1 protein-coding gene is annotated in these 606 nt (G+C 38.8%); it reads right to left on the bottom strand.

The features are described 5' to 3' along the window. Positions 1–351: 351 nt before the first annotated feature. The coding region (locus BO222_RS13530) for a transposase (RefSeq protein WP_075821026.1) at positions 352–606 on the bottom strand (255 nt) is incomplete at its 5' end.

Here is a 606-nt window from a genome sequence, read left to right as displayed (position 1 = left end):
CAGGATTGCGTTTGATTTTAGCCATGATTTCATTTCCTCTTTTCTTAATAAAAGCACAAATCGCAAAAAAAATCTGTGCAGGCCGAGCCGTACGCTCTCGACTTACACAGATAAAATTACACTCTCGGATCATTAAAGATTCAGCAGAAGGAATTAACTGACATTTTAAAAGAAACTAAATCTATTGGGGCTGTTAAATTTCGACTGATTTTTCATCAGCGAGATTTACAGCCCCTTTTTCTATGCTTTTTATCTGATTCAATCCTGTTTTATGATGTGTTTTTCCGCTCAAGTCAATTTTTGAACGCACTGAAAAGAGCCAAAACTCAAAAAGACTGTTTATAATCTTTTTCAGATTTCGCTTTTCTGCTCCTTTAATTTTCCATAACATTCGAGTTCTGGGCAACTCATCCGATTTCTGTTGTTTAATTTTCTGATATTGTGTCCCATGGCCACAATAAGCACCTCAAATTTTACGTTTTCCAGTCCCCGGCGTCTCAATCGGCTGTATCTGTAGTTTTCTTTAAGATCTCCGAAGGTTCCTTCCGCCTGAATGCTCCGGCTGACCATAATCTCATGTCCTGCATCTGAAGACAGGTTCTCCCG

Source organism: Ileibacterium valens, assembly GCF_001945525.1.
GTDB classification, from domain to species: domain Bacteria; phylum Bacillota_I; class Bacilli_A; order Erysipelotrichales; family Erysipelotrichaceae; genus Ileibacterium; species Ileibacterium valens.
The sequence above is the reverse complement of the archived record's forward strand: the minus strand, read 5'-3'. Positions and strand labels throughout refer to the sequence as shown.